Source organism: Luteibacter sp. HA06 (assembly GCF_054061215.1).
Window position 1 is genome coordinate 1,296,488 of sequence record NZ_JBSSDZ010000001.1, and the last position, 24,030, is coordinate 1,320,517.

Annotated in this window: 25 protein-coding genes and 1 pseudogene; 21 read left to right on the top strand and 5 right to left on the bottom strand. The window is 64.9% G+C overall.

All coding sequences use genetic code 11. The features are described 5' to 3' along the window. Positions 1-28 precede the first annotated feature (28 nt). Positions 29-1,066: a TMEM43 family protein gene (locus ACVWWJ_RS05760; RefSeq protein ID WP_456967075.1), complete on the top strand. Its 1,038-nt coding sequence runs from the start codon at positions 29-31 to the stop codon at positions 1,064-1,066. Between the two features lie 19 nt (positions 1,067-1,085). After that, complete coding sequence (locus tag ACVWWJ_RS05765; protein WP_159893522.1) at positions 1,086-1,496, top strand: MAPEG family protein; 411 nt, start codon at positions 1,086-1,088, stop codon at positions 1,494-1,496. A gap of 60 nt (positions 1,497-1,556) precedes the next feature. Here the strand turns inward: ACVWWJ_RS05765 and ACVWWJ_RS05770 are convergent, their stop codons facing one another. The 5 genes from ACVWWJ_RS05770 to ACVWWJ_RS05790 all read right to left on the bottom strand — a co-directional run bounded on the left by ACVWWJ_RS05770 (position 1,557) and on the right by ACVWWJ_RS05790 (position 5,748). Next, on the bottom strand, positions 1,557-2,837 hold the full coding sequence (locus tag ACVWWJ_RS05770; RefSeq protein ID WP_159893523.1) for an HDOD domain-containing protein: 1,281 nt from the start codon (positions 2,835-2,837) through the stop codon (positions 1,557-1,559). A 52-nt stretch (positions 2,838-2,889) separates the two neighbouring features. Beyond that, positions 2,890-3,336, bottom strand: coding sequence for a flagellar protein FlgN (locus tag ACVWWJ_RS05775; protein ID WP_159893524.1), 447 nt, complete (start codon positions 3,334-3,336; stop codon positions 2,890-2,892). Next, a complete protein-coding gene (flgM, locus tag ACVWWJ_RS05780; RefSeq protein ID WP_159893525.1) occupies positions 3,333-3,638 on the bottom strand; it encodes a flagellar biosynthesis anti-sigma factor FlgM in 306 nt (101 codons plus the stop codon). Before flgM ends, ACVWWJ_RS05775 begins: the two co-directional genes overlap by 4 nt. Positions 3,639-3,742: 104 nt before the next feature. After that, positions 3,743-4,444, bottom strand: a complete 702-nt coding sequence (gene flgA / locus ACVWWJ_RS05785) for a flagellar basal body P-ring formation chaperone FlgA (protein WP_456967076.1) — start codon at positions 4,442-4,444, stop codon at positions 3,743-3,745. Beyond that, positions 4,441-5,748, bottom strand: coding sequence for a methyl-accepting chemotaxis protein (locus tag ACVWWJ_RS05790; protein ID WP_200851754.1), 1,308 nt, complete (start codon positions 5,746-5,748; stop codon positions 4,441-4,443). Before ACVWWJ_RS05790 ends, flgA begins: the two co-directional genes overlap by 4 nt. Positions 5,749-5,898: 150 nt before the next feature. Here ACVWWJ_RS05790 and ACVWWJ_RS05795 point away from each other — a divergent pair, with 150 nt between their 5' ends. From ACVWWJ_RS05795 to fliE, 19 genes and pseudogenes are all read left to right on the top strand, one after another. Then, complete coding sequence (locus ACVWWJ_RS05795; protein ID WP_456967077.1) at positions 5,899-6,816, top strand: chemotaxis protein; 918 nt, start codon at positions 5,899-5,901, stop codon at positions 6,814-6,816. 194 nt (positions 6,817-7,010) lie between these two features. After that, positions 7,011-7,430, top strand: coding sequence for a flagellar basal body rod protein FlgB (gene flgB, locus ACVWWJ_RS05800; protein ID WP_159893527.1), 420 nt, complete (start codon positions 7,011-7,013; stop codon positions 7,428-7,430). Then, positions 7,427-7,840 (top strand): flagellar basal body rod protein FlgC, encoded by a 414-nt coding sequence (flgC, locus tag ACVWWJ_RS05805; protein WP_456967078.1) that lies wholly within the window; start codon positions 7,427-7,429, stop codon positions 7,838-7,840. The genes flgB and flgC overlap by 4 nt, the downstream gene beginning before the upstream one ends. A gap of 9 nt (positions 7,841-7,849) precedes the next feature. Next, positions 7,850-8,497: a flagellar hook capping FlgD N-terminal domain-containing protein gene (locus ACVWWJ_RS05810; RefSeq protein ID WP_159893531.1), complete on the top strand. Its 648-nt coding sequence runs from the start codon at positions 7,850-7,852 to the stop codon at positions 8,495-8,497. 21 nt (positions 8,498-8,518) lie between these two features. Continuing rightward, entirely contained in the window at positions 8,519-9,745 is a 1,227-nt protein-coding gene (gene flgE, locus ACVWWJ_RS05815; RefSeq protein ID WP_159893533.1) for a flagellar hook protein FlgE, read from the top strand. Positions 9,746-9,811: 66 nt separating this feature from the next. Then, positions 9,812-10,552, top strand: coding sequence for a flagellar basal-body rod protein FlgF (flgF, locus tag ACVWWJ_RS05820; RefSeq protein ID WP_159893535.1), 741 nt, complete (start codon positions 9,812-9,814; stop codon positions 10,550-10,552). Positions 10,553-10,614: 62 nt separating this feature from the next. After that, on the top strand, positions 10,615-11,400 hold the full coding sequence (gene flgG, locus ACVWWJ_RS05825; RefSeq protein ID WP_159893537.1) for a flagellar basal-body rod protein FlgG: 786 nt from the start codon (positions 10,615-10,617) through the stop codon (positions 11,398-11,400). Between the two features lie 8 nt (positions 11,401-11,408). Then, positions 11,409-12,089: a flagellar basal body L-ring protein FlgH gene (gene flgH, locus ACVWWJ_RS05830; protein ID WP_159893539.1), complete on the top strand. Its 681-nt coding sequence runs from the start codon at positions 11,409-11,411 to the stop codon at positions 12,087-12,089. Beyond that, a pseudogene (locus ACVWWJ_RS05835) lies at positions 12,089-13,217 on the top strand (flagellar basal body P-ring protein FlgI). The gene flgH and the pseudogene ACVWWJ_RS05835 overlap by 1 nt, the downstream one beginning before the upstream one ends. A gap of 1 nt (position 13,218) precedes the next feature. Further along, entirely contained in the window at positions 13,219-14,226 is a 1,008-nt protein-coding gene (gene flgJ / locus ACVWWJ_RS05840) for a flagellar assembly peptidoglycan hydrolase FlgJ (protein WP_456967079.1), read from the top strand. A gap of 37 nt (positions 14,227-14,263) precedes the next feature. Beyond that, complete coding sequence (flgK, locus tag ACVWWJ_RS05845) at positions 14,264-16,138, top strand: flagellar hook-associated protein FlgK (RefSeq protein WP_159893545.1); 1,875 nt, start codon at positions 14,264-14,266, stop codon at positions 16,136-16,138. Further along, complete coding sequence (gene flgL / locus ACVWWJ_RS05850) at positions 16,138-17,334, top strand: flagellar hook-associated protein FlgL (protein WP_159893547.1); 1,197 nt, start codon at positions 16,138-16,140, stop codon at positions 17,332-17,334. Before flgK ends, flgL begins: the two co-directional genes overlap by 1 nt. A gap of 345 nt (positions 17,335-17,679) precedes the next feature. Beyond that, on the top strand, positions 17,680-19,095 hold the full coding sequence (locus ACVWWJ_RS05855; protein ID WP_159893549.1) for a flagellin N-terminal helical domain-containing protein: 1,416 nt from the start codon (positions 17,680-17,682) through the stop codon (positions 19,093-19,095). Positions 19,096-19,203: 108 nt separating this feature from the next. Further along, a complete protein-coding gene (gene fliD / locus ACVWWJ_RS05860; RefSeq protein WP_456967080.1) occupies positions 19,204-20,562 on the top strand; it encodes a flagellar filament capping protein FliD in 1,359 nt (452 codons plus the stop codon). 22 nt (positions 20,563-20,584) lie between these two features. Further along, positions 20,585-21,001: a flagellar export chaperone FliS gene (gene fliS, locus ACVWWJ_RS05865; protein WP_159893553.1), complete on the top strand. Its 417-nt coding sequence runs from the start codon at positions 20,585-20,587 to the stop codon at positions 20,999-21,001. Next, on the top strand, positions 20,998-21,294 hold the full coding sequence (locus tag ACVWWJ_RS05870) for a flagellar protein FliT (RefSeq protein ID WP_159893555.1): 297 nt from the start codon (positions 20,998-21,000) through the stop codon (positions 21,292-21,294). Before fliS ends, ACVWWJ_RS05870 begins: the two co-directional genes overlap by 4 nt. Before the next feature lie 30 nt (positions 21,295-21,324). Next, the gene (locus tag ACVWWJ_RS05875; protein WP_456967081.1) at positions 21,325-21,900 is read left to right on the top strand and encodes a PilZ domain-containing protein; all 576 of its coding nucleotides are present in this window, start codon (positions 21,325-21,327) and stop codon (positions 21,898-21,900) included. A 290-nt stretch (positions 21,901-22,190) separates the two neighbouring features. After that, positions 22,191-23,612 (top strand): sigma-54-dependent transcriptional regulator, encoded by a 1,422-nt coding sequence (locus ACVWWJ_RS05880; protein WP_159893559.1) that lies wholly within the window; start codon positions 22,191-22,193, stop codon positions 23,610-23,612. Between the two features lie 81 nt (positions 23,613-23,693). Next, entirely contained in the window at positions 23,694-24,023 is a 330-nt protein-coding gene (fliE, locus tag ACVWWJ_RS05885) for a flagellar hook-basal body complex protein FliE (RefSeq protein WP_159893561.1), read from the top strand. Positions 24,024-24,030: the final 7 nt, after the last annotated feature.

Below are 24,030 nucleotides of genomic sequence, written 5' to 3' on the forward strand. Positions count from 1 at the left end.
CGGGGGCAGGATGAGGTCGAAACAAACGATGAAAGACGGCGGTATGGCCTGGGGCTCGCGTATCGCGGGCGCCGTGCTGCTGCTTGCGGGGCTGGGTCTGATCGCCTGGAACGAACACCGCGTCATGGACTACGGCGCGGCGGTGGCACGCCACGGTGCGCCCGTTCTCGACCTGGGGACGGAGGGCCGGCCTACCGCGGGGCAATACGGTTCAACCACCCGCGTCAGCGGAACGCCGCAGATTCTCGATGCCCCTCGCGATCCCGAGTTCAACGTTCGCGCGGACTCGCCGATCCTCATTCGTCACGTGGAAATGTTCCAGTGGCGGGAGATCACGGTCGGTGGCAGCACCCACTACGAGCTGGACTGGGTCGATCGTCCCATCGACGCGAGCAACTTCGCCAAGCCCGCCGGGCACGTGAATCCGGGTGCATTCCCCATCCAGGGACGTCAGTTCGAAGCAGGCGAGGTGAAGCTCGGTAATTTCAAACTGTCCACGCCGATCATCCGCGCGTTTCCCGGGCGGATCGATATCGCGCCCGACGAACACAAGTTGCCGGCGAACCTGGCGGCCACCTTCCAGCGTGTCGACGACAGGCTGGTGACCAGCAGCAAGCCATCGAATCCGCGCCTGGGTGACCTGCGGATAAGCTGGGAGGCGGTGCCCGTCCAGTCGATGACGGTGCTGGCGAGCATCGAAGGCGATACGCTGATACCACGCGCAGCGAACGACGGCGACCCCGGGTTCGACGTGCAGGTAGGCGATCGCAGCCTGCTCGACGTCCTGCCCGCGATGCCTGAGCCGCCCCAGGCAGTTCTGATGGTTCGCCTCGCCGCGTTCGTCCTGGCTGCGCTGGGTGCGTTCCTGCTGGCCTGTACGAGCCGTTTGCGCAGAGATGCCCTGTTCGCCGTGGGCATGGGCGCGGTCGTGGTGCCAGCCGTTGCGGGAGCGATGTGGCTGGCTGGCGATGCGATGACGGCAAGCGTATGGTTGCTCGTTGCCGTGCTCGGCGCAGGCCTTGCTATCTGGCGCGTGCAGCAGCGTTCGATGTCGCAGCCCGACTGACCCCTTAAGGAGCACGATCATGCGCATCACCGGCCTCTATGCGGCACTGCTGACCTTGCTCATCCTCGGGCTGGCCGTGCGTGTGATGCTCATTCGCCGGCGTACCAGTATCGGGCTGGGCGACGGCGGCGACCGTAGTGTCGCCTGCGCCATCCGCGCCCACGGGAATGCCACGGAGTATGTGCCGTTGGCGTTGATCCTTCTGCTGGTTCTCGAACTGGACCAGACGGTGCCGTTGCTGTTGCATGCGTTCGGCATCGCACTCGTGGTCGCGCGTGTCGTGCACGCGCTCGGCCTGTCGCGTGCGGCCGGCAATTCGGCGGGTCGCGCCGTCGGCGCCGGGCTGACCTTGCTGGTCATCGGCCTCATGGCCCTGATGCTGCTCTGGCAGTACGTGGTCATCCACGTGATCGCCGCCAGCGTGACCTGACGGAGCTCTTTGTCGGAGCCGCTTCAGCGGCGATGGGTGCTTGCGACACCCAGGCCCGCGTCAGGCTTCGGCTTCTACGACGGCGGTGCCATCGGCGAAGGCGTAGACGTGGTCGGCCCAGCTCGCGGCTTCGACGTACATGGCGGCCATCGTCTGCAGGTGCTGCGTGCGCAGGGCCGAGTCGCTTTCCAGCTCGCCCTGTTCCCAGTGGCGGATCTGGTCGAGCAACGGTGCGAACGGACCGGCGCCTTCCAGTAATGCCTCACGAATTTCGATCGCCAGGGGAAGGTGCTCGAGCACGTAGGCCATCGACACATTCATCAGGGTATCGAGCAGCGAGAACAGGCCGGCCGTGAAGGCCATTTCCTGCAGTTCGGGCTTGATGGTGCGCGCGAGCTTTTCGCACATGTGCGCGCGGATCAGGGCCAGGCGCAGGAGCTCCGGCGGACGCTCATCCATACCGGACACGGCCATGGTGAAGATCCAGTTGCGCATGCGATTCACGCCGAAGAACACGGCGGCCTGCTCTACCGATTTGAGCTGGCGGGGCAGGGCGAAATAAGCCGAGTTCACGCAGCCGAGCAGCTTGTAGCTCAGGACGGCGTCGTCGCGAATGATCTTGCCGAGCTCGACCGGGCCATTTTCCGGATCCTGCAGGGCGCCCATGAGACGCAGCACGCCGAGCTTGCTCGGCGCGAGGCGCGGCATGTCCACGCGCTCCGGGCGAAGCAGGTATTTGCCCTGGAAACCGTCGACATCCTGATCGGCGTAGTCGACGAAGGTTTCGTGGGAGTCGATGCCGGTAACGATGACCTTGACGCCGAACGCATGGACGTAGTCCATGTGCGCACGCGCCGCGACGGGGTGGCGATGATCCACCGCGACCTTGGCGAACTGCACGATGCGCAGCAGCGCATCCACGCCGGCCCGGTGCTCGGGGTCGGCGGGGAGATTGAAGTCCTCGAGCATGAACAGGCAGCCATGGCCCTTCAGCTCACGCAGCTTCTCCAGCAACTGGTCGTCGGTACCGAGGTCCGCACTGATGCTGGCACCGAGGCGCGCGTTGTGACGAAGGATGTCCGAGTGTTCAAGGAGCAACTGCGGCGACATGTGCAGGAAGGCACGATTGTCGCGAACCAGGCGCTTGAGGCTGCCGTCGGCGATCGCGCTCAGCGTGGCCTGCGTGTGTGCAAGCGCCGCGGCGTCGATATCGCTGCCGATCGGGCGGGGGAACAGAAGCTCGTAGGCGAACAGCGCCTGCTTCCTGTCCAGAATGGGTACGCGGACGATCGGGAGGATACCGTCGTCATTCACCGCTGTCGGCTGGGGGGTCACTGCCATTGCTATGTTGGTGCGCCGTCTGGGTGAGCGTGGGGATGCTTTTAGGTGTGGGTCAAACCTGCGCGATGGTGGCGGACCGCAGTTTTACCCGCGTGGTCCCGCCGTTCGGGCCGTAGGTGGATCCACCCGGCGAATCGCCCGCGAGCAGCGCAAGCGCCTGGCGAACGTGACCGATCCGCTGGCCGACGATGCGGCCGTTGACTTCATTCAATTTACGACACTCGACCAACTGTTCGATCGTGTGCGTCCAGCGTGGATCGTTCAGCGTGTCGACGCCGGCCGCATCGCCGACATGCCGACGCTCGGCGTCGAGTTTCTCGATGCGGTCGAGCTGCTTGCCCTTCACCCGGCTGACTGTGTCGAGTGCATGCGTGTCAGCCTGGTCGAGCGCCATGCGCTCGTCGATCAGGGTGGCGTGCAGCGCGTCGACCTCACGGGCGAGGTCGCCCATGACGGCGCGGACTGCCGCGTCGAAGTCGGAGCCGAGCGAATCGGTCATGCCTTGCCGCCGATCTGGCCTTCCATCGCAAGAAACTTGCTGGCGATGGCCTGGGAATCCGGCTTGTAGGTGCCGTCCGCCAGCTTGCTGCGGATTTCATCCACGCGCTTGCTGTCGATGCCATCGCCACGGCTGGCGGCGTCGAGCGCCTTGGCCGAGTCGGTGATCTTGACGCTGTCGTCGCTCGGACGCACGGAGCTGGCGCTCTGCGTCGAGGCGGCGGAGCCGGCAGCCTGGTTCTGGGTGCGGAGCTGCACCTGGGGCTGCGGAGCCTGGATACCGGGTTTGATTGTCGTCGTCATGGTGTGTCCCTCGGAGCTGGTGTCCTACAAACCCCTTATCGGCGGCCTGTCGGCGAACTTTAACTGGCCCTAGGCCTGGAAGTGTGACCGGGTTTGGATTTTGTTCATGGCAGTACCGCGACGGTGCCCGGACCGGTGACCACGGCGTCGAGCACCTTCCCGGAGGAAGCATTGCGAACCTTGAGGCGGGTGCCGGTGTCGCCGGCGCCCATGGCCACACCGGCGACGCGGATGACCACGCCCTCGACGTCGGCCTGCATGCTGACCGAATCGCCAATCCGGACGGACTGGCGGCCAGCGAGCATGCCGGGTGTCAGCACCGTGCCGGCACTGAGCGGGCGGGCGAGGGAACGGCCCTGGATCTGGCCGAGCTCGGCGACGTAGCCATAAGAGAGGCTGGCGACGTCGCGCTCCTCGGCGCGGACATCGCCGGCACCGATGCCGTCGCCGCGAGCGAGCGGGCGCGTGGTGACGAGCACGTTGGAGAACATCTTGACCCTGACCGGGACGCGTACCGTCCAGCCGCCCGGTACGGGACAGTGGACGGCCACGCTGACGCGGGCGCCGAGCGGCCGGTTCCCGGGCAGGGAGGCCTCGAGTGGCTGCGGACAATCCGCCAGTCGTAGACGGCTGTCGAGCGGATCGGCCTCCGCCGTCATGCGTGCGCCGGGAAGGGTGCGGTTCTGCTGCAGCCAGGTCACCGCCGCCGTGCGCACCGCGTCCACCGGCTGCCCGGCTTCCGCGCAAGGCGAGAGCACGAGCAAGGTGGCCAGGGCGACGCCTTGGGCGAGGGCGGCCGGCTTCACGCGGCGCGTTCCGCCAGCGAAGCGGACAAACCCTGCGTGATCGCGTCCAGTTCCCGGTTGAGCTCGGCGACCATGTGGCTGGCGTCGGCGTGACGGCCTTCGCCCAGGGTGATCGCGTATTGCGAAGCGAGCGCGGAGAAGCGTTCGCCTGCGGCACGAATGCCGTCGGTCGGGCTGTCGGGGCGGCGCACGCGGAACTGGTCGATGCAACGCATCAGCGGTGTCGTGTCGAGCCAGCGACGATCGAGGCTGGCCGGATCGCGCGAGGCGAGCTCCACGGCGTAGCGTAGACCCTGGCTGGCTTCGCGGATCATCTGGCTGAGGCTGGCGGCATCGAGGTCGCCCTCGGTCTCAAGCCGGCTAAGGCTCAGGCGGTGCGCCAGTACGGCAGCGCGCGCCGCGGCATCGGCCTGGCGGCGTGCATCGTTGGCGACACGGCCAAGCGTGCCCTGGGTGGCCTGGATGGCCGTGATGCGACCCTGCAGCGCGCCCATGCCTTCGCGTGCGGCATCGATATTGCCGCGTGCGCCACGAGCGGCTTCGTCCACGCGCCCCATCGAAGCCTGCATCCCGGCAATGCCGGACTGTGTCTGGTCGAGGCGGCGCAGGCTGTTCTGCACGGCGTCGTCGAGCTGGCCGGCGAACTGGCCGACGGCCTCGGTGGTCTGGTCGATCTCGGCGGTGGCCTGGGTGGTCTTCTCAGCGAGTTGCTTCACCTCGTCGGCGACGACGGCAAACCCACGGCCCGCCTCACCGGCACGTGCTGCCTCGATCGCGGCGTTGAGCGCGACGAGATTGGTCTGGTGGGCGATGTCCTGCACCGTCGCGGTCAGCTTGCGGATCGCGGTGAAGTATTCGGAGAACTGTGCGTGGTTGCGGCTCATGCCCGACAGCGCGCTGCGGAGCAGGCGTAGCTGGCCGTCGAGGTCACCGGCGGTCGCCAGGCCCTGGCTACCCGAATCGCCCATGCCCGTTGCGCCGGCGTAGGCCTGGTCGAGCGCTGTCGAAATCCTGGCGCTGGCCTCCGTCAAACGCCCGGCGGTATCGCGCGCGCCTTCCACCACCTTGCCCAGTTCCAGCAGGGTGCCACCGAGCGCCTGGGCGTTGGTCAACACCATGCCCTGTTGCTCGATCGCCTGGATGGTGGTCGCGGGTGCGGTCCGCGGCTCGGCAGGCTTGAGCAGGGCGCCAAGGGCGCTGGCTGCGGCCGGATACTGCGCGGAGAGGGCGCGAACGCGCGCCGCATCGCCCTGGGCGGCGGCGTGGGCGAGGAGGCGGACGTGCTGGCTCCAGAGGAGGGTCATGATTTCGCTTTCATCGGATGGTCGCTCCACTTAATCGGTCGGGAGCGTCAGGACTTGAGTCATGCAATCGGCGTGCCATTCACCCGACTACAGAAACCGGCGCTCCCGCCGATACGGTTCGCGACACCTTCTGTAGATGCCTCGCACGTCATGGCCCGACCGCTGCTCGACACCGTGGACACCTTTACCCGCCTGGCCGGTCACAACCGCGTGGCCATGCTGTTGTTTCGCCTCGGCGACCGCCAGGCGTTCGGCATCAACGTGTTCAAGGTGCGCGAAGTGCTTCGCCGGCCACGCCTGGAGCGGATGCCGAGCATGCACGCACTGGTCTCGGGCAGCTTCGACTACCGCGGCAGCACCATTCCGGTCGTCGACCTTGCTGCTGCCATGGGCTATCCGCCCCTGGCCAGCGTGGAAAGCGCGCACCTGATCGTCACCGAGTTCAATCTGTCGGTACAGGGCTTCCTGGTATCCGACGTCGATCGCATCGTCCATGTGGACGGTGCCAACCTGACTGCTCCGTCGGCCGCGCTGGGCTACGGGGCGCGGGTCAATGCAGTCACCCGGCTCGATGGGGATCTGCTCGCCGTCGTCGACGTCGAACAGGTGTTGGCGTCGGTGGCGCCCTCGACGGCCCAGCTTTCCGATCGTGTGCAGCAGGCCGCCCACGTGCAGCAGGCCGGCAATCGCCGGGTATTGGTGGTCGACGATTCGGCGGTCGCCCGCACCCAGCTGGTCGATCTGTTCCGCAAGATGGACCTGGAATGCGTGATCGCCAAGGACGGTCGGGAAGGTCTCGACAAGCTGCGCACCATGGCCATGGGCCCGGCCGATGAACGCGTCGACCTGGTCGTTTCCGATATCGAAATGCCGCTGATGGACGGCTACGCGCTGACCACCGCGATCAGGGAAGACGCCCAGCTGCGTCACATGAAGGTGCTGCTTCATAGCTCGCTGAGCGGCGTCTTCAATGAAGCGATGGTGGCCCGCGTTGGCGCGGACAGGTTCATCGCCAAGTTCCAGCCGGATATCCTGGCGACGGCTGTGCTCGACCTCCTGCCGGCCTGATAGCCGCCTGGCGACTGGCGACGGTCATCCGTCACTGACCGGATCGCCGCAGGCGCCGGAATTCCGGCACCCGCAAGAAAACGCCCGGCACGATATACCGCAAACGGCGCCACGGCGCCGTTTCGCGTGTCTGGCCCTGCGTGGCACGGCTCTTGCTCAACCCCTCGGGCCAAGCTAACGAGGGGGCCAAGCCCATGATCGACAAACCGGATCCGCTGTTAGGCGTACACGCCCAGGCCCTTGGCCTGTGGCAGCGCCGTGCGGAAGTCATTTCGTCGAACCTGGCCAATGCCGACACGCCGGGCTTCCTCGCGCGCGACCTCGATTTTCGAAAAGCGATGACCGCAGCCAGCGGGACCAGCGACGGCCCGGGCCTGCAGATGGCGGCGACCGAATCCGGCCACATCGGCGGCAACGCGGCCTTCGCCGCAACGGACGCCGACAAGCTCGCCTACCGCGTCCAGACCCAGCCCACGATGGACGGCAATACGGTGGATACCCAGGTCGAACAGGCCCAGTTCGCCGCCAACGCCATCCATTACCAGGCCTCGCTCAGCTTCATCACCGCGCAGATCCATGCCATGCGCATGGCCATTACAGGATCCAGCTCATGAGCCTGCTCAAGATCTTCGACGTCGCCGGCTCGGGCATGGCGGCACAGTCCGCCCGACTCAACACCACGGCCAGCAACATGGCCAACGCCGACAGCCTCGCCAGCAGCGAGGCCGGCGCGTACCACGCGAAGCAGCCGCTGTTTTCGGCGGTGCAGCAGCAGGTCAACGGGCAGATGGAAAGCGGCGGTGTCCGCACGCTCGGCGTCACCGAAAGCCAGGCGCCGATCCAGGCGCGCTACGAGCCTTCCAATCCGCTCGCCGACGCGAACGGCAACGTCTATTCAAGCAACGTCAACACGGTCGACGAGCTGGTCAACATGATCTCCGCGTCGCGCTCCTATCAGAACAACGTCGAAGTCATGAACAGCGCCAAGCAGCTCATGCAGAAGACGCTCGACCTCGGCAAGTAAGGAATTCCCATGGTAGACGCCGTCAGCGGTAACAGTTCCTCGTCTTCATCGTCTTCAACCGGCCAGTTGCAGCAGCAGACGCTGAGCCAGTCGGACTTCCTCAAGCTCATGGTCACGCAGATGACCAATCAGGATCCGACCAAGCCAATGGATTCCACCCAGATGGTGGCCCAGATGGCGCAGTTCTCGCAGGTTGCCGCGACGCAGGAGCTGCAAAGCTCTTTCGACACGCTCGCTTCGGGTCTTACCGGCGATCAGTTTGTCCGCGCCGCGGCACTGGTGGGCCAGGAAGTGCTCGTCCCGTCGAACGCCGGCAAGCTCGAGGATTCCTCGCTCAATGGCGCGGTGAACGTGGGTAGCTCGGGCACCTACGTCAACGTGCAGATCAAGGACACCGCCGGCAACGTCGTTCGCACGATCGACCTGGGCCAGCCGGACGCAGGTCTCGCCCAGTTCAGCTGGGACGGCAAGTCCGATGACGGCACCCAGTTGCCCGACGGCACATATCAGATGTCCGCAACTTCCGGCGGCACGGCGATCGATACCTTCGTTCGCGGAAAGGTGGAAGGCGTCGGTGCCTCGGGTACCGATGGAACTTACGTGCAGGTGGCCGGCTTCGGCGGCGCCCTGCTCAGCCAGATCGCGCAAATCCTGTAACTCCAGCAAGGAACCTCCACCATGCCATTCGACATCGCCCTAAGCGGCATCAATGCGGCGTCTTCCGACCTGGAAGTCACCGCGAACAACATCGCCAACGTCAACACCGTCGGTTTCAAGGGCTCGCGCGCCGAGTTTTCGCAGGTCTACTCGGCAGCAGGAAACAATCTTTCCGCTCAGGTCGCCGGCAGCGGCGTGCGTCTGACCAATATCGCCCAGCAGTTCAGCGACGGCGCCGCGACGCAGACCGGTAACTCCTACGATTTCGCGATCAGCGGCGCGGGTTTCTTCACGCTGCGCGACGGCTCGGGCTATTCCTACACCCGCGCTGGCAACTTCCATCCCGATGACAACGGTAACGTCGTCAACGCCACGGGCCAGAACGTGCAGGTCTACCCGCCGACCGCCAACGGCGGCTTCGACGTCAGCAGCCTCGCCGACCTGAAGCTGACCACCGGTTCGGCGCCTGCAAAGGCCTCGACCGCCATCGGCCTGACCGCGAACCTGGCAGCCAGCGCCACGGCGCCGACCGGCGGCGCATTCGATCCGACCAACGACAAGACCTACAACACGTTGTCGACGTTCCAGGCCTACGATTCCCTTGGTGCCTCGCATACGGTCAACATGTACTACGTGAAGGATGCGACCAATCCGAACACGTGGAACACCCACATGACCGTGGACGGTACTGAAGTGGGCACGGCCCAGCAGATGACCTTCAGTGCGGGCGGTGCGATCACGACCCCGGCCGGTGGCAAGCTCAACTACGGCGCCGTTTCGCCCAACCCGGGTGCCGCACCGCTGAACCTCACCGTCGACATGAGCAAGGTCACCCAGTTCGGTGACAACTCCTCGACCACGGCCGTGTCGAACGACGGCTACGCCGCCGGTACCTTCTCCAATATCGACGTCGCCAAGGACGGTACGGTCTCGGCGAAGTATTCCAACGGCGTGAGCACCCCGCTGGGCCAGCTCGCCATCGCCACGTTCGCCAACGACCAGGGCCTGCGTCAGCTGAACGACACCAACTGGGCGCCGTCGTCGGAATCGGGCCAGCCGATCCGCGGCACGGCCAACTCCGGTGATGTCGGCAGCGTGCAGTCCGGCTCGCTCGAGGCGTCGAACACAGCCGACCTGACCGCGCAGCTGGTCAACATGATCAAGGCGCAGCGCAACTACCAGGCGAACGCGCAGGTCATCTCGACCGACAACACGCTCACCCAGACCATCATCAACATCCGCAACTAAGCGTGATCGCTGGCGCGGCCTTCGGGCCGCGCCGGTACGTTTCCGCCGTCGAACAGGGATACCGCCATGGACCGCTCCGTATATGTCGCGATGACCGGCGCCACGCAGATCATGCGCGCGCAGGACGAAGTGGCACACAACCTGGCCAATGCCAATACCACCGGCTTCAAGTCGGAGTTGTCGGCGTTCCAGAGTCTGCCGGTCCAGGGCGACGGCATGCAGACGCGCATCAACGGCGTGGCCCAGGGCACGGGTTGGGACACGACCCCCGGCGCCCAGATGCAGACCGGCAACGATCTGGATATCTCGGTGCAGGGTGACGGCTGGATTGCGGTGCAGGGTGCGGATGGCAACGAGGGTTATACCCGTGCCGGCAACCTGCGTATCAATGCCGACGGTTTGTTGACGGACGCTCGCGGCAATGCCGTGGTCGGCGGGGGCGGTCCCATCACCATCCCGCAGGCCTCCAGCGTGAAGATCGGCACCGACGGCACGATTTCCGTCGTTCCCCTCGGTGAATCGCCGTCCACGATCGCAACCACGGACCGCATCAAGCTCGTTAACCCGGGCAACGACCAGCTGACCTACGGCAGCGACAGCCTCATGCACATGAAAGATGGCAGCACGCCCCAGGCGGACGCCGATGTGCGGGTGGTCTCCGGCACGATCGAATCGAGCAACGTCAACCCTTCCGACGTCCTCGTGAAGATGATTTCCCTGTCCCGCGAGTTCGAAATGCAGGTCCGTTCCATCAAGACTGCCGACGACAACGCCCAGTCGGCATCGAAATTGCTACAGGTGGGTTAACCACCGCCACGCGACGCATTTCCGTCGCCGGCATGTAAAGCGCCCAAGCGCAGGAGTCAACGATGTTCTCGTCCCTCTGGATCGCCAAGACCGGCCTCGATGCGCAGCAGACGCGCATGGACGTCGTTTCGAACAACCTGGCCAATACGAACACGACGGGCTTCAAGCGGGCCCGCGCCGAGTTCGAGGATCTGACCTACCAGAACCGCGGCCAGGCCGGTGCACAGACGACCGAACAGACGCAGTCACCGACCGGCTTCATGATGGGCACCGGCGTGCGTGTCGTCGGCACCCAGAAGATGTTCGACCAGGGTGGCTCACAGCAGACCGACAACCCGCTCGACGTACGCATCGACGGCCGCGGCTTCCTGCAGGTGACCCTGCCGGACGGCACCGTCGGCTATTCGCGTGACGGTTCGCTCAAGCGCGACCAGGACGGCCAGATCACCACCAACGACGGCTATCCGCTCGAACCGTCCATCACCATCCCGGCCAATGCCAGCGCGATCACCATCGGCAAGGACGGCACGGTGAGCGTTACCACCGCCGCCAATGCGACGTCGCAGCAGATCGGCACGATCCAGCTTGCCGACTTCGTCAATCCCGCCGGCCTGCAGCCGCGCGGCGACAATCTCTACCTGGAGACCGCGGCCAGCGGCGCTCCGCAAACGGGCACCGCCGGCCTCAACGGCCTCGGCACCCTCGACCAGAATGCCCTCGAAGCGTCCAACGTGAATGTCGTCGAGGAAATGGTGAACATGATCGAGACCCAGCGCGCCTACGAGATGAATTCGAAGGCGATCTCGACGGCCGATCAGATGCTTCAGTTCATCTCCAACAAGACCTGAGACACGTCATGAATCGTTCCTTCGCTCGCATCCTGCTCGCCGCGCTGCCGTTCGCCGCCCTCACAGGCTGCGCCATCGTGCCGCCGACGCCGAAGCCGATGTACACGGCCACGTTGCCGCCGGAACAGACGGCCGCACCGCAGGCGACCGGCTCGATCTACGCGGATCAGACCTCGCTGGAGCTGTTCTCCGATCCGCGCGCGCATCGTGTCGGCGACATCCTGACCATCTCGCTGGTGGAAAGCACGCAGGCCAGCAAGAAGGCCACGACCGCGACCAGCAAGAAGAACGGCAACAACATCACCGCTCCCACGATCCTCGGCCATGGGCTGAAGATCGGCGGCAACACGGCGAACAGCACGCTCGAAAGCGACAACTCGTTCGCCGGCGATGGCTCGTCCAGCCAGAGCAACGCGCTGACCGGCCAGATCACCGTGACGGTGGCGCAGCGCCTGTCCAATGGCGCGCTTATCGTGCGCGGCGAGAAGTGGCTGACCATCAACCAGGGCGAAGAACTGGTGCGTATCTCCGGCATCGTTCGTGCCCAGGACATCGGCAACGACAACATCGTGCCGTCCAGCCGCGTCGCCGACGCGCGCATCGAGTACGTGGGTAAGGGCACGCTGGCCGATTCGAACACGCGCGGCTGGTTGTCGCGCTTCTTCGACTCGAAGTGGATGCCGTTCTGATGAAGACCTTCGCACTCCGTTTTCGCAGTGTCGTCCGCACGGCCGTGGCCGTGCTGGCCCTGGGTGCCATCGCTCCGGCACAGGCCGATCGCATTCGCGACCTGGTCCAGGTTGGCGGCGTGCGCACCAATCAGCTGATTGGCTACGGTCTCGTCGTCGGCCTCGACGGCAGCGGTGACCAGACCAGCCAGGCTCCCTTTACCACGCAGAGCCTGGAGAACATGCTCCAGCAGTTCGGCGTGACTGTGCCGGCGAACGTGCGTCCGCAGCTGAAGAATGCCGCGGCCGTCACGATCACCGCCGAGTTGCCGCCATTCGCCAAGCCGGGCCAGCGCATCGACGTGACCGTCGCTTCAATCGGTAATGCGAAGAGCATCCGCGGCGGCGAACTCCTCATGTCGCCGCTGAAGGGTGCCGACGGCACACATCTACGCGATCGCCCAGGGCAGCGTCATCGTCGGTGGCGTGAGCGCGCAGGGCAAGAGCGGCTCCAGCGTGCAGGTGAACATTTCCGCGAGTGGTCGCATCCCTGGCGGTGCCAGCATCGAACGCAGCGTGGCTTCGTCGTTCGACAAGGGCGGCGACCTCATGCTCAACCTCAATACCGCCGACTTCACCACCGCCGCGCGTATCGCCGAAGCGGTCAACCACAATTTTGGCTCGGGTACGGCTAATGCCATGGATTCGGGCTCGGTTGCCGTACGCGCACCCCTGGATCCGTCGCAGCGTGTCGCGTGGTTGTCGACCATCCAGTCCCTGGAAGTCACCCCGGGCGATGCGCCGGCGCGCATCATCGTGAACTCGCGTACCGGTACGGTCGTGATCGGTTCCGACGTCAAGGTTGGCGCGGCCGCCGTCGCCCACGGTTCCATCCAGGTCACGATCAGCGAGCAGCCGCAGGTCAGCCAGCCCAACGCGTTCTCGCGTGGACAGACGGCCGTCGTGCCGAGCAGCCAGGTCGCTGTGAGCGAAGATGGCGGCCACATGTTCAAGTTCGGCCCGGGCACCAGCCTCGACGCCATCGTGCGCGCCGTGAACCAGGTCGGCGCCTCGCCGAGCGATCTCATCTCGATCCTGCAGGCCCTGAAGGAATCGGGCGCGCTGCACGCGGAACTGGTGGTCATCTGACATGGCTAACACGGTCGACGCACAGAAGCTTGGCACTTACTCGGACATGTCCGGGTTTGCCGGACTGCGCGCGGCTGCACAGCAGAACTCCAAGTCGGCACTACCTGCCGTCGCAAAACAGTTCGAATCGATCTTCACCCAGATGATGTTGAAGTCCATGCGCGACGCCAGTTCCGCGATGGGCGACGACATGATGGGTTCGCAGGCAGCCAACTCCTACCGTGACATGTTCGACCACCAGCTTTCGGTGACCCTCTCGCAGGGTAAGGGCATCGGCATCGCCGACATGCTGATGCGGCAGCTCGGCGGTACGCCGTCCGTGAAGTCCGACTCGGCCGACAACGGCCTGTTCACCGGCGTGACCGGTGACGCCAGCACGGCGGATGCCGTGTCTTCCAAGTCGGACCAGGACAGCGGCCTCATGGACTCGCTCGAGCGCATGCTTGGCAAGGCAGGCCAGGCGGTGGGCGACGGCGCAAACGCCGTGGCCAACGCGGTCGGCAAGATGTCCATCTCGAGCCCCGAAGACTTCGTGCAGAAGCTCGCGCCGCACGCGATCGAGGCGGCGAAGAAGCTGGGTGTTTCCGTGCGCGCACTGCTCGCCCAGGCCGCCCTCGAAACGGGCTGGGGCAAGCACATGCCGGCGCAGGGCACGACGGCGAGCAACAACATGTTCGGCATCAAGGCCGGCAGCAGCTGGGACGGCAAGCGTGTCAACGTCCCGACGCTCGAATACGAGAACGGCGTGGCCGTGCGCAAGAAGGATGCGTTCCGTGCGTACGATTCACCGTCGGACTCGTTCAAGGATTACGCAAACATGGTCGCCAGCAGCCCGCGTTACGCGAATGCTGTCGGCCGTGGCGATGATATCGCCGGTTTTGCGAAGGCACTCACCAGCGGCGGTTACGCCACCGACCCGAGTTACGCGCAGAAACTCACCGATATCGCCAACGGGCCAGTGATGAAGCAGGCGCTTGCAGCGCTCAAGCAAGTCGCCGGCGATCTGTAAGCACGGGCCCATGAAGAGTTAAACGAAGGAATAGACGATGGCCGATCTGCTCTCCACCGGTGTATCCGGGCTACTTGCCTCGCAAGTGGGCCTGTCCACCGTTGGTCACAACATCAGCAACGTCAATACCGCGGGTTACACGCGGCAGACGACGACATTCAACGCGCGTACGCCCGAATTCAGTGGCGGCTATTACGTCGGCCAGGGCGCCGATGCGATCAGCGTGCAGCGCGCGTACAGCCAGTTCCTGACCCAGTCGGTGTGGTCGGCGAGCTCGGGGCAGAGTCGCGCATCGCAGTATGCCAATCTCACCGCTTCGGTGAACAACGCCGTGAGCGGCTCGGCAAACCTGCAGACGGCACTCGACGGATTCTTCGGCTCGGTGAGCGACGTGGCTAACGCGCCGATCGACACCGCCAGCCGCCAGGCCATGATCGGCAAGGCCAACACACTGGTCGCGACGTTCAAGTCGCTGTCGTCCCAGTTCCAACAGCTGGACCAGCAGACCAACCAGCAGATCAGCGCTGCCGTCGACAGCATCAACTCGCTGGCCAAGAGCATCGCCGATCTGAACGGACAGATTCAGAAGGCCTATGCGGGCGGCGCGGCGCCGAACGACCTGCTCGATGCACGCGACCAGGCTGTGTCGCAGCTGTCGCAGGTGGTTGGGGTAAACGTCACTCAGAACAGCGACCACATGTATACGGTGTCGGTGGGAAACGGGCAGCCGTTGGTCAGCGGCACCAATGCCACCACGCTTAGCACGGCCAGCAACCAGTACGATGCCTCGCGCCTGGAAGTGGTCGGCCCCGGCGGTTCGGTCATCAGCAACCAGCTCGGCTCGGGATCGCTCGGTGCGACCTTCGACTTCCGCACCAACGTGCTGGACCCGGCGCGTAACCAGCTGGGCCGCGCGGCCATCGCCATGACGGATGCCTTCAACAAGCAGAGCGCGCAGGGCATCGACCTGAATGGCGCCGCGGGCGGCGATTTCTTCAGCATTTCCGACCCCGCCGTGTTCAACAATACGTCGAACACGGGTACGGGCACGGTATCGGCCACGGTCAGCGACGTGTCGAAGCTAGATGCGTCCGACTACATCATGCGATTCGACGGTACGAACTGGTCCGCGACGACGACGGCGGGTGTCAGTGTCCCCATGACGGGCGCTGGCACGGCCGCGAGCCCGTTTGTGATCGGCGGCATCAGCGTCACCGTGGGCGCTGGTGCTGCCGCGGGCGACAGCTTCCAGATTCAGCCGACGCGCAATGCGGCGTCCACGATGTCCGTTGCGATCAGCGACACCAACAAGATCGCGGCGTCGGGTCCGCTCGCCGCGACCAAGGGTGCAGGCAACACCGGCAAGGGCGTGCTCGGCAATCTTACGGTCACGGACGTCACCAACCCGGCGTTCAATACCCCGGCCACGATTACCTTCACCTCGCCGACCAGCTATTCCATCAATGGCGGCGCCCCGCAGGCTTACGCCGATGGCGACACCATCACCGGGCCGGGCTGGACGCTAAAGCTAACCGGTGCACCTGCCGCTAACGATACGTTCTCCGTAAAACCGGCGGGTTCGGCCAGCGGTGACAACGGCAATGCACTTGCGATGGCGAACGTGGCCACGAAGGGCGTGCTCGACAACGGCGTCACCACGGTGGGCAAGTCCTATAGCCAGCTGATCGCCCAGGTGGGTACGGCGGGTGCGCAGGCGAACACGGCACTGACGGCGCAGCAGAGCATCCTCGACCAGGCGACGGCGTCACAGCAGAGCCTGTCCGGCGTGAACATGGACGAAGAAGCGGCCAACCTCCTGCGCTTCCAGCAGTCATACGCAGCGTCGGCGCAGGTGATCAATACCGCCAACACGATCTTCAATTCTCTCCTCTCCGCAGTGCAGGGCACCTAATGCGTATCTCGACATCCTGGAGCGCGCAGCAGTCGGTCAACACCATGCTGGATCGCCAGTACGACCTGTCGCAGACGCAGCTCGCGCTCGGCAATGGCAAGGCCATCCAGACGCCCGCGGACAACCCCGCCGCAGCCGCTCGCGCGATCGACGTGAGTTCGGCCAGCGCGCAGAACGACCAGTACACGCGCAATATCCAGTCGGCGAACACCAAGCTTTCCGCCGAGGAGAGCACCATTTCCTCCGCCAGCGACATTCTCGATCGTATTCGCACGCTCACGCTGGAAGGCATGAACGGCACGCAGACCGATGAGTCGCGGCAGTCGATCGCTACCGAGCTGCGGCAGACGCTGGGCCAGCTCGTATCGTTGGGTAACACCAAGGACGGGCAGGGCGAGTACATCTTCGCCGGCAGTCGTACATCCACCCAGCCGTTCACCCAGTCCGACCTGAGTGTGAGTTACGGCGGCGACCAGAACCAGCGCATGGTCGCGGCGGCGGCAGGCTTGCAGGTGGCGACGGGTGACAGCGGGTCCGACGTGTTTATGTCGATTCGCGGTGGTAACGGCACCTTCGTGACATCTGCGGGTGCGACCAATACGGGTACTGCGGTCGTGGGTGCCACGTCGGTGACGGATGCGTCGCAGTGGGACGGCGGTAGCTATACCGTCAATTTCACCTCGGCGACTACCTACGAAATACACGACGCCACGAACCCCGCGGGTCCGGCGCTCTCGACGGGCACGTACTCCGGCGATAGCGGCACGATCAACTTCAAGGGTGCGCAGCTCAACGTGACGGGCACGCCGGCTGCCGGCGATTCCTTTGCCGTCGGACCGTCGTCGTCGCAGGATGTCTTCTCGACCGTGGCGGGCATCATCAACGCCTTCGAAACGCCGGGCGGCGGTACGGGCATGAGCAACCAGCTCAATGCGCAGTTGCAGAACCTCGACCAGGCACAGACGAGCTTCACCGATACGCGCACGAAGATCGGCGCGCGCATGAACATCCTCGATCAGCAGACGCAGATCAGTGCCGATACCTCGCTGCAGTATTCCAGCACGTTGTCCGACCTGACCGAACTCGACGTCGCCAGTGCGGCGAGCAAGTTCTCGCAGCAGCAGGCGGCCCTCGACGCTGCCCAGCAGTCGTACGTAAAGATGCAGAACCTGTCGCTGTTCAATTATCTGAAGTAAGCGCTAGAGATGTGGGAGCCGCTTCAGCGGCGATGGCTGTGAAACACCGAGGCGGCCGCAAGGCCGCCTTCGCTTTTTGCAGGAGCCGATTCATCGGCGAGCTCTTCCCTCAAAATCAGGCCTAAACCTGCGGCCCGAAGTGCCGATAAGGAACCCGACAGAGCCTGGGGCGCAGTTTCTTCCGGACCCTGATCAAGAAAGTTGTTGACAGGCAGAAAAAGTTCTCAAGTTTCTCCCCGGCGTGCCGTAAACCTCTCTGAGGCGGAAGGCTTCCATTACGGAACCCCGCCGGACTACGCCGCACAACCTCCGGCATTTCGGTTCCGCTTACAAAGGATTATTCCCATGGCTCTGACCATCAACACCAACATCATGTCGCTGAACGCTCAGCGTAACCTGGGCGCTTCGCAGACGAAGCTCGCCTCGGCCATTGAGCGTCTGTCGTCGGGTAACCGCATCAACAGCGCGAAGGACGACGCCGCCGGCCTCGCCATTTCGACCCGCATGACCACCCAGATCAACGGCCTCAACCGCGCCGTGCAGAACGCCAACGACGGTATCTCGCTGTCGCAGACGACCGAATCGGCCCTCGACGAAGTCACGAACAACCTGCAGCGCATCCGCGAGCTGGCCGTTCAGTCGACCAACGCTTCCAACTCGGACAGCGACCGCTCGGCCCTCGACGCCGAAGTGCAGCAGCGTCTGTCGGAAGTCACCCGTATCGCCACGCAGACCAACTTCAACGGCATGAAGGTCCTGGACGGCTCCGCCCAGAACCTCAGCTTCCAGGTCGGCGCGAACGTCGGTGAAGTCATCAACGTCAACCTCAACAGCGGCATGAAGGCCAACCAGGTCGGCCAGCTGGCCACGGGTTCGCTCGCCGCCGCCACCTTCCCGAAGGGCCTGACGCTCGGCACCGGCGACCTGACGATCAAACTCGGCGCTGGTACTGCGGTGAATGTTGCCGCTGGCAACTATGGCAGTGTTTCTGACCTGGCCACGGCGATCAACAAGGCTGCTGGCTCCAGTGTCGCCTCGGTTGACGGCACGACCGGTGAGCTGAAGGTCACGGCTGACGCGACCAACACCATCACGTTCGGCGGCGCCGCTCAGGCGACGCTTGGCCTCCCGGCGACGGCTATCGCCGTATCCACCTCTGGCGCCTCGACCGCTGCTGTCGCCAAGACCGCGACCAGCATCGACCTCAAGGCGGGCGAAGCCTCCTTCACGGTCGGCGGCCAGTCGTTCGACCTCGTCGGTTCGTTCAAGTCCGAGCAGGACGTGGCTGACGCGATCAACTCGAAGTCGGGCAAGGGCATCAATGCCTACGTCTCGACGGACGGCTCGCTGAAGTTCTCGTCGGCTTCCGAAATCTCCATCACGGCGACCGGTGCGGGTGCCACGGCCCTCGGCATCACCACCCAGGACGACAAGGTCAGCACGACGCAGACCCTGGCCGACTCCAGCGTGAAGACGGTCGACGGCGCGAACGACACGATCAATCGCATCGATGCCGCCCTGCAGTCGGTCTCCAGCCTGCGTTCCACCCTCGGCGCGGTGCAGAACCGCTTCGATTCGACCATCTCCAACCTGCAGAACATCTCGCAGAACCTGACCTCGTCGAAGTCGGCCATCACCGACGCCGACTTCGCTCAGGAAACGGCGAACATGTCCTCGGCTCAGATCCTGCAGCAGGCCGGCGTCTCGGTCCTCGCCCAGGCCAACCAGAGCCAGCAGATCGTCACCAAGCTGCTCCAGTAACAGCCTTGGCAGGGTAATTGCTTAGTTGTCCGCGGCTGGTCCTCGCAAGGGGGCCAGCCGTCGACAAATTGGCGCCCAGGGCAGTGAGGCGTCCACCAGGAGAGCTTCATGGCCACGACCCCCATCACACTCGGTTCCAGCTCAATCGACGTCGCGTCGATCGTCACCAACCTCGTTGCTAACAAGCGCGCGGCGACGGACAAAGCGCTGGCCGATCAGGCCACGGCCAATACCACCCAGGTTTCCGCGATCGGCAACTTCACGTCGTCCCTGACGAGTTTGCAGAACGCGATCAAGGCGCTCACCGACGGTTCCGCGTTCAGCACGCAGAAGACCTCGGTCGGCGACTCGACCATCATCGGCGCGAGTGCCGACGCTACCGCCCAGCCGAACGACTACAACATCGTGGTCAGCCAGCTGGCCACCGTGCAGAAGACGACCTCCGCGGGCTTTACCGACGCGACGTCCGCGGCTGGCACGGGTTCGCTCACGATCTCCATCGGCGGCAAGTCGATGAACCTGAATGTCGCGACCGGCGCGAATTCATTGCAGAACATCCGGGATTCCATTAACAAGTCCTCGGACAATCCTGGCGTTACTGCCAGTATTGTCACCGGTACGGACGGCGCGCATCTCGTGTTGACGTCCACGGCTACCGGCGCGGCGAATGCCTTCACGGTGACTACCAGTGGGGGCGACGGTAACCTGTCCAAGCTCGACTTCGATCCGGCCACGGACACGGCGACGACCAAGGCACAGGATGCCGCCTTCACCATCGACGGCACGCCCGCTACCAGCACGACCAACTCGGTCGCCGGGGCGATCGACGGCGTGACGCTCACCCTGTCGAAGGTTGGCTCCAGCTCGCTTACGATCGCCAACGATCCGTCGGCGGTGTCCGGGGCCCTGCAGAGCCTGGTGACCTCCTATAACGCGTTCGTGTCCACGTACCAGTCGCTGACCAAGTACGACTCGACCACCAACGAGGTCGGCGCGCTGATCGGCGATGCCACCGTGACATCGCTCAAGAGTCAGGTGACCAGCCTTATCGGCTCCCAGCTTTCGAGCAACGCCCCGGGTCCCACCTCGCTGAGCAACCTCGGCGTGTCTTTTCAGGTGGACGGCACGCTGGCCTTCGACCCGACCAAGCTGACCTCAGCGCTCGCGTCCAACCCGAAGGCCACGCAGAACCTGCTCAGCGGCACGAACGGCATCGCGCCGAAGCTCGACGCCATGATTACCAGCTGGACCTCGTCCAGCGGCATCCTGACTGAGCGCACGACCAACCTGAACCAAAAAGCCAAGGACATCGCGCAGCAGCAGAGTGACTACGAGGTCACCATCCAGGCCTACACGACGCGGCTGACCACGCAGTACACCGCGCTCGACACCATGATGACCAAGCTGAGCAGTACGAGCAGCTTCCTCCAGCAGCAGTTCGATTCGCTGACTGCCTCGAAGAGCTGACCGGACACCCCAGGACAAACTAATGGCACTCGGATATTCCCAGGGCGCAGGCGCCTACCAGCAGGTCCGTACCGGTGGCGGCGTCGAAACCGCCGACCCGCACGGCCTGGTCACCATGCTCATGGATGGCGCCCTTGAGCGCATCCGTTTCGCACGCGGCTGCACGGTCAACGGCAACGTCGCTGGCAAGGGCGAGGCGATCTCCAAAGCGATCGAAATCGTCGGTGCGCTGCAGGGTGGGCTGAACCACAACGTCGAAACGCCGCTCGTCGGCCAGCTGGACAGCCTGTACGACTACATGAGCCGCCGGCTGCTCCACGCCAACCTGCACAACGATATCTCCGCGCTGGACGAAGTCAGCAGCCTGCTTGGCCAGATCCGCGAAAGCTGGGTCGCCATTCCGGCCGAGGCCCGTCAGGCTGCCGGGACCGGGGCGTGAACGACACCGTCTGGTGTGACCTCGACCGCGTGCTCAGCCTCACCGAGGCGATGCACGCCGCCGCGAGCGAATCTCAATGGGACGACCTTGCCGCCCTGGAAGCCGAGCGCGAGCCGGTCATCCGCAGCGGCAGCATGCGCGACACCCCGGAATCCATCGAGTCGCTCAAGGCGATCATGCTGACCGACGGCCTGATCAAAGACCTCGTGTCCGCGGCGCGCGACGAGGCGGCTGCGGCGTGGGATGCCTCCCGGCGCGTGCGCCGGGCCGTCGCCGCGTATAGTTCGTTCTGACCGACGTATCCTCTGGCAGGGGCGGGACGCATGAGTGACGAAGGCTGGGTCGAATTCTCCGAACGCGTCGCCTGGGACGCCCGTTTCCACGCCACGTGCGAGCCGGGCCCGCGCCCGGATGCCGCGGCGCTGGCGCTGATCAACGATCGCAACGCCAGCGTGCTGGTCGCGGTCTCGGCCCTGATGGACCGCCGCAGCGACACCAGCGAGGATGACAGCCCGCTCACCCAGGAAGTTGCCAGGCTCGACGCCAAGCTCAACGTCTTGATGGAGATCGTCAACCGCCTGCTGCTGCCGCAATCGGGCCTGCCACCGCGCATCGCCCTCCGCTTCAATGCCTCCGGGGCTGTGTTGCCCTGGGACGGCCTCCCGCCGGTCGGCCAGACAGCCCTGCTGAAGATCCACTTCGACGCCTGCCGGGCGTTACCTCTGGAGCTGCCAGGCGTTCGCCTCGCCGGTCCGACGGACGGCAAGGGATTTCTTGGCTTCGAGGGACTTACCGAGCCCGTCCGCGACGGCATCGAACGGCTGGTTTTCCGCCAGCACCGGCGCCAGATCGCCGAGGCCAGGGCGCACGTCCGCCCGCAAGAACCCTCGGAAGGGTGAAGTGACATTTTACGTCACGTGACGTTTGAACGTCGCGTGGCGCCCTGCGTCACATTCGTGACGCGTGTCGTCAGCGTTGACGCTCAGGGCCGTCTTCACGCCGCCCACACTTGCCGAAAAGGTTTTCTTCACAGTGGGGGAGGCCGCGACAGAGCGTGAGTTCTTGCCGCGAGGCGCCGGAATTCCGGCGTTGGCACGCTCCTTGATTGATACCTTGCAACGAAGCCGACGGGATTCCACCGCGAACCCTGCTCCGGCCCTTCGATCACACGCAACGTGAGGTATTTCAGGTGAAGTCTTCCAACTTTCTGGTCATCGAATCCGACGCCGCTCGCGCCGACAACGTCATGTCCGCGCTGGCCTTCCTGGGCTACCGTCCGGTCCTGGCGAGTCGCATGTCGACGCTCGACGCGAGCGAGAGCTGGCGCGGTGCCTTCGTCGGCACGGTGGAAGACGAGATCGAACTGGAAGGCTACCTGGCCAGCCTCGGTCGCCACGGCCGTAACCTGCCGCTACTGATCGCCGCCGACTCCCCGATGGCCACGCCCCTGATCGCCGGCGACGATGCCCGCAGCCAGAACATCGAGTTGATCGACGTGCCGCTGCGTTACGAGCGTCTCTCCGAAGCCCTCCGCGCGCTGCATTCGCGTGTCGAGCCGACCCCGTCCAGCCGCCGTCTCGTCGGCCAGTCCGGCCCGATGCAGCGTGTCAACGCGCTGATCCGCCAGGTGGCTCCGTTCGATTCCAGTGTGCTGGTGCTCGGTGAGTCCGGCAGCGGCAAGGAGTTGGTCGCCCGCACCATCCACGATTGCTCGCCGCGCAGGGACAAGCCGTTCGTCGCGATCAACTGCGGCGCCATTCCCGCCGAACTGCTCGAAAGCGAGTTGTTCGGCCACGAAAAGGGTGCCTTCACCGGCGCCATCAGCACCCGCAAGGGCCGCTTCGAGATGGCCGAGGGCGGCACGCTGTTCCTCGACGAGATCGGCGACATGAGCCTGCCGATGCAGGTCAAGCTGCTCCGCGTGTTGCAGGAGCGCGTCTTCGAGCGCGTCGGTGGTAACCGCGCGCAGCGCTGCGACGTGCGCATCATCGCGGCCACGCATCGTGATCTCGAGTCGGCGATCGAGCGCGGCGGCTTCCGCGAAGACCTCTTCTATCGCCTGAGCGTGTTCCCCCTCGAGATGCCGGCCCTGGGCCAGCGCCTGGAAGACCTGCCGGCCCTGATCTCCGAGTTCAATCAGCGCCTGGTGCAGCGTGGCCTGTCGTCCGTCCGCTTCTCGCCCAGCGCCATGAACGCGCTGTGCCAGCATCCCTGGCCGGGCAACGTGCGCGAACTGTCGAATCTGGTCGAGCGCATGGCCATCCTCATGCCGCACGGCGAAGTACGCGCCGCGGACCTGCCGGAAAAATATCGCGGTGCGCAGCCGGTGGAAGAAGTATCCGGTGCCGCCCTCATCGCCATGATGGAAGCCGAGCCGGAGCCGGTGACGGAAAGCTTCAGCTTCAGCGAAGGGGACCCCGCGGTGCTCCCGCTTGGTGGCCTCGACCTCAAGGATCACCTTGCCGGTATCGAGATCGGGCTGATTCGTCAGGCGTTGAATTCAGCCAACGGTGTTGTCGCCCATGCGGCCAAGCTGCTTCGCGTGCAGCGCACGACGCTGGTCGAGAAGCTGCGCAAGTACGGTTTGTCCGAGACGGCGCAGGTGGGCTGATCGCCTGCGTCACAAACGTGTTCGGTTGGCATAGCTCGTGCATCGAGTGTCATTAAGCCGATAACGCGTTGGAAAACCGTCATGACCACCATCGATGTCAACAGCCTCCTGCTCCAGATGCGCCGCATCAGCGCGCAGACCGAGATGCCCGCCATACGTGGCGTGGGCGAGGCGGCCGGCACCGAGAAGAGCTCCTTCGGTGATCTGCTCAAGCAGTCCATCGACGGCGTGGCCAAGACCCAGGAGAAGGCGGGCCAGATGGCCGCCGGATTCGAGCGAGGGGATCCCGGCATCGATCTGGCGCAGGTGATGATCCAGGGTCAGAAAGCCGACCTCTCGTTTCGCGCCATGACCGAAGTGCGCAACAAGATGGTCGATGCCTACAAAGAAATCATGAACATGTCGCTCTAAGCGGCAT

What these genes read in the sequence shown, in the direction of transcription:
- ACVWWJ_RS05760 (WP_456967075.1), top strand. Translation starts at nt 29, where the DNA reads ATGAAAGACGGCGGTATGGCCTGGGGCTCGCGTATCGCGGGCGCCGTG.
- ACVWWJ_RS05765 (WP_159893522.1), top strand. Translation starts at nt 1,086, where the DNA reads ATGCGCATCACCGGCCTCTATGCGGCACTGCTGACCTTGCTCATCCTC.
- ACVWWJ_RS05770 (WP_159893523.1), bottom strand. Translation starts at nt 2,837, where the DNA reads ATGGCAGTGACCCCCCAGCCGACAGCGGTGAATGACGACGGTATCCTC.
- ACVWWJ_RS05775 (WP_159893524.1), bottom strand. Translation starts at nt 3,336, where the DNA reads ATGACCGATTCGCTCGGCTCCGACTTCGACGCGGCAGTCCGCGCCGTC.
- flgM (WP_159893525.1), bottom strand. Translation starts at nt 3,638, where the DNA reads ATGACGACGACAATCAAACCCGGTATCCAGGCTCCGCAGCCCCAGGTG.
- ACVWWJ_RS05790 (WP_200851754.1), bottom strand. Translation starts at nt 5,748, where the DNA reads ATGACCCTCCTCTGGAGCCAGCACGTCCGCCTCCTCGCCCACGCCGCC.
- ACVWWJ_RS05795 (WP_456967077.1), top strand. Translation starts at nt 5,899, where the DNA reads ATGGCCCGACCGCTGCTCGACACCGTGGACACCTTTACCCGCCTGGCC.
- flgB (WP_159893527.1), top strand. Translation starts at nt 7,011, where the DNA reads ATGATCGACAAACCGGATCCGCTGTTAGGCGTACACGCCCAGGCCCTT.
- flgC (WP_456967078.1), top strand. Translation starts at nt 7,427, where the DNA reads ATGAGCCTGCTCAAGATCTTCGACGTCGCCGGCTCGGGCATGGCGGCA.
- ACVWWJ_RS05810 (WP_159893531.1), top strand. Translation starts at nt 7,850, where the DNA reads ATGGTAGACGCCGTCAGCGGTAACAGTTCCTCGTCTTCATCGTCTTCA.
- flgE (WP_159893533.1), top strand. Translation starts at nt 8,519, where the DNA reads ATGCCATTCGACATCGCCCTAAGCGGCATCAATGCGGCGTCTTCCGAC.
- flgF (WP_159893535.1), top strand. Translation starts at nt 9,812, where the DNA reads ATGGACCGCTCCGTATATGTCGCGATGACCGGCGCCACGCAGATCATG.
- flgG (WP_159893537.1), top strand. Translation starts at nt 10,615, where the DNA reads ATGTTCTCGTCCCTCTGGATCGCCAAGACCGGCCTCGATGCGCAGCAG.
- flgH (WP_159893539.1), top strand. Translation starts at nt 11,409, where the DNA reads ATGAATCGTTCCTTCGCTCGCATCCTGCTCGCCGCGCTGCCGTTCGCC.
- flgJ (WP_456967079.1), top strand. Translation starts at nt 13,219, where the DNA reads ATGGCTAACACGGTCGACGCACAGAAGCTTGGCACTTACTCGGACATG.
- flgK (WP_159893545.1), top strand. Translation starts at nt 14,264, where the DNA reads ATGGCCGATCTGCTCTCCACCGGTGTATCCGGGCTACTTGCCTCGCAA.
- flgL (WP_159893547.1), top strand. Translation starts at nt 16,138, where the DNA reads ATGCGTATCTCGACATCCTGGAGCGCGCAGCAGTCGGTCAACACCATG.
- ACVWWJ_RS05855 (WP_159893549.1), top strand. Translation starts at nt 17,680, where the DNA reads ATGGCTCTGACCATCAACACCAACATCATGTCGCTGAACGCTCAGCGT.
- fliD (WP_456967080.1), top strand. Translation starts at nt 19,204, where the DNA reads ATGGCCACGACCCCCATCACACTCGGTTCCAGCTCAATCGACGTCGCG.
- fliS (WP_159893553.1), top strand. Translation starts at nt 20,585, where the DNA reads ATGGCACTCGGATATTCCCAGGGCGCAGGCGCCTACCAGCAGGTCCGT.
- ACVWWJ_RS05875 (WP_456967081.1), top strand. Translation starts at nt 21,325, where the DNA reads ATGAGTGACGAAGGCTGGGTCGAATTCTCCGAACGCGTCGCCTGGGAC.
- fliE (WP_159893561.1), top strand. Translation starts at nt 23,694, where the DNA reads ATGACCACCATCGATGTCAACAGCCTCCTGCTCCAGATGCGCCGCATC.